Source organism: Frankia sp. BMG5.23 (genome assembly GCF_000685765.2).
GTDB lineage: Bacteria > Actinomycetota > Actinomycetes > Frankiales > Frankiaceae > Frankia > Frankia casuarinae.
Map to the genome: position 1 here is coordinate 1 of NZ_JDWE01000134.1, position 3,060 is coordinate 3,060.

At 61.8% G+C, this 3,060-nt stretch carries 3 protein-coding genes; 2 read left to right on the forward strand and 1 reads right to left on the reverse strand.

Annotation, left to right across the window (positions count from 1 at the left end; translation table 11 throughout):
- Together BMG523DRAFT_RS22060 and BMG523DRAFT_RS22065 are read left to right on the forward strand one after the other, a co-directional pair.
- Nucleotides 1-404, forward strand: a 404-nt coding sequence (locus tag BMG523DRAFT_RS22060) for a transposase family protein (RefSeq protein WP_043592291.1), incomplete at its 5' end; no start/stop codon positions are given.
- Nucleotides 405-888: 484 nt separating this feature from the next.
- Nucleotides 889-1,287, forward strand: a complete 399-nt coding sequence (locus tag BMG523DRAFT_RS22065) for a hypothetical protein (protein WP_011435549.1) — start codon at nucleotides 889-891, stop codon at nucleotides 1,285-1,287.
- 41 nt (nucleotides 1,288-1,328) lie between these two features.
- Here the strand turns inward: BMG523DRAFT_RS22065 and BMG523DRAFT_RS22070 are convergent.
- On the reverse strand, nucleotides 1,329-3,060 hold a 1,732-nt coding region (locus tag BMG523DRAFT_RS22070), incomplete at its 5' end, for a type ISP restriction/modification enzyme (RefSeq protein WP_304437770.1).

The window sequence follows — 3,060 nt, forward strand, 5'->3', positions numbered from 1 at the left end:
AGCACAAGTACCACGGCATCAACCTGCAGGGCCTCACCGACCCCTACGGCCGGCTGATCTGGATCTCCGAAGGGCTTCCCGGCTCCGTCCATGACCTCACCGCGGCCCGGATGCACGACATTCTCGATCTGATCGACCGCTCGGAGCTCTACCTCTACGCGGACAAGGGCTACGTCGGCGGCGAGGGCGACCGCCTCCTCGTCCCGATCAAGAAACCCAAGAACAACGACCTCCCCGACCGTGACAAGGAGGCCAACCGGACCCACGCCACCACCCGCTCACAAGGCGAACGAGGATTCGCGGTCCTCAAGAACTGGCACATATTCGACCGTTTCCGTGGCTGCCCACGCCGCGTCGGCACCTTCGCCCAGGCCGCCCTCGTCCTCGCCACCGAGGGCCTTTAGGAAAACCAACTTTGAAATGGCTCATTGATGAGTGCACCCAACCGGCACTAGTGCGAGCCTAAACCTGCAGGTCAACGGCCCGACCGTGTCCATCGAACCCACCCGCGCGAAGATCCGCCGGGCCGGCTACGTCGGCAACACGAACGCCAGGCAGATCGGATAAGGGGATTGGCTGGTGTGACCGTGCGACACCTGAATTTCAAGGAATCGAAATATGGCCCCACTTGATTGGCTACGTTGAGTAGAAGGCGCCACCATGGCGACCTCGGATGGCAGACGCTTGGTGTTTCCATCGCGCGGTTAGAGTACTAGTCAACAAATATCAAAACTATCAAGAATGGCCTTCTCGTTCTCCATGGAAGACGGTTATGTTGCAGATGTAGATCGAATGATTGCGTGCATTATATTAAGGTTACATGATTCCCTGACCCTTTCGGGGGATGTCGGTTTTACGTTTTCCGCCGCATGTGCTAGGTATGGTCCCATGTCGATCCCGCACATCGAGCTCACGGAATCACAGCATCGAATACTGGCTGAACTCATGGTCGCGGACCTGCCATCGCCGGATGGCGAGCTGGCGTCGGTCGAGGCACGTGGCTTGGCCGCCCAGGTCTTGGCCGCCGAGGTGCCCACGCTGAGATGGCTGAAGCTGATCACGGACACCGGTGGGGCGCTGTCGGTGACCATGCTCGGCGCGGCTATCTTCCATCGCGCCCGGCAGGAGGAAGCCGAGGCCCGCCTCGCCGCGGTCGTGTCGTTCGCGGACGTCTTGGAGGCCGCCGCCGGATCCAGGCGGACCTGGCAGCAGGCGCCGCGTGCCCTGCGCCAGCTTGCACAGGGCACGATCTCGCGCGACCAGGCGGTCCGGCTTGTCCTGTCCTGAACCGGACCTCGCCTCGTCGCAGTTCCGCCCGTCAGCGTCGGTCAGGCGTCTCCGTCCACGAACAGCCCGACCGGGTTTTCATACCGCGGCTTCCGTGCGGCGGGACGCACAGGGAGCACTCCCGCAACCGCGAGATCCTGCTGGGTCACCATGGGACCCGCCAGAACCTCGGCCAAAAGATCGCGCTGCGCCGGTGCCAGATCCACGAGGCGGCGTAGGGCCGACAGGAGCTCGACGAGTTCTGCGGCCCACTCACGGGGCCAGCTGTCGACGTGAATATCGTCGAGCGGGCTCGTCTTCTTGCTGTTGGGGGAAAACTTGCGATATCCAAACCATTTCCTAACTACTGGCATCGCGCCGACGTTGAAGGTCAATACCTCCTCTGGAACGTTCCCAAAAGACCCTGCGCCAACATGTAGAGTGTTTGTTGTTGGGTCGTGGTGAAAATTCTCTGGGATCTGTTTCCGGATATTGGTCAAGTATCGGACCTGACGTGGATCCCCGCTCTTGAACCTGACGTCGCGGGTGGGACGACCAGCATCCGGATCTGCACACCTTTCGCCGTAGGTCGAAGCCCACAGGATCTCGGCTCCGATCGACAACGCCTTTCGCCAGCTCTCGAGGTTCCGTGTGACAGGAAGTCGAACGCCGGGCGTGAGCAGTTCTTCCGCGAACTGCTCGGTGAAGGCCGAGTGCCCCGCGACTGCGACTGTATAAGCAGCCAGATCCAAGACGGTAACCTTCTCCAGTCCGAATGCGCTGGCAAGATAGGATAGCAGTCCGCCTGGAACGTTGGCTGAGCCATCCGGTTGCAGTAGCGGCAGAATTCTTCCACCCCGCCCATTAAAATGGTGGGTGTCTGGAAGTAATGCGGTCGCCACAACCGCCGGTCCGCTTTCGATCTCATGCGAGGACTGTTGGTTGAGGAAGATCTGGTCGTCGTGAAGTGAGGCCCACAGGTCTGGTCGGGCGAAATCCAGCACACGGGGGTCGGCAATCAGCCACTGTCGATCGAAGCTGCGGAACCCGACCCGGATCACAGGTGGGGTCAGGCTACTCTCCCGCCCGATAGGCACTCGAGGTCCAGAGTATCCGGGGAGCGGCGACACCGCACGTAGCAGCGTGCGGTCCCGAGTCTCCTTGAAAAGCTCCTCTTTCGCGTCCGGGTCGTCCTCGCGGACCAAACGCGCCCACCTGCGACGCAGGATCTCCGCGCTGGGAGCAGCCACCCAGGAGCGGTTTGCCTTTACTCCAGGACTTCCCCACGGATATATATCGGAAATCTCTGGAAAGTCCTCCCACGCCGATTGCGTAGTCGGCGTGAACGGACGAGATCGCTCGCGATGCGTATCCCTCCAGCCGCCGTCGTCAATCTCCACATGGGCCAGCTGTCTGAACTTCTCCTCGCGTCGGCCCGAGATCGAGCGGTAGTGGATCCGGGTCGAGCCGTCCGGAGAGCTCCCCGCGCGGCGTACGAAGATATAGATACCCAATGGCTGCGCGACTGCTGGAAAGACGCGGGTGGCAACATCCGCGCGCTGTCCCTCGGGAGAGAGGTTGATAACCCATCCTTCGTGACAGGTGCGACGGAGATAGTCGCGCAGGCCACGGCCGCCAGGGCCAGTGGAAAAGCCCGATGGCGTGATGAAACAGACCAATCCATGTTGGTCGGCCTCGTGCAGGGTGACCCGCAAAGTCTGTTTGTGCAGGTAGACGGTGTGAGACGGGGTGCGGGGGGCTGGGGCCGGTGGTGGTGTGAGGATCCGGGCCCGG

Excerpts from the sequence above, each read along its gene's own strand:
- BMG523DRAFT_RS22065 (WP_011435549.1), top strand. The coding sequence starts at position 889 with ATGTCGATCCCGCACATCGAGCTCACGGAATCACAGCATCGAATACTG.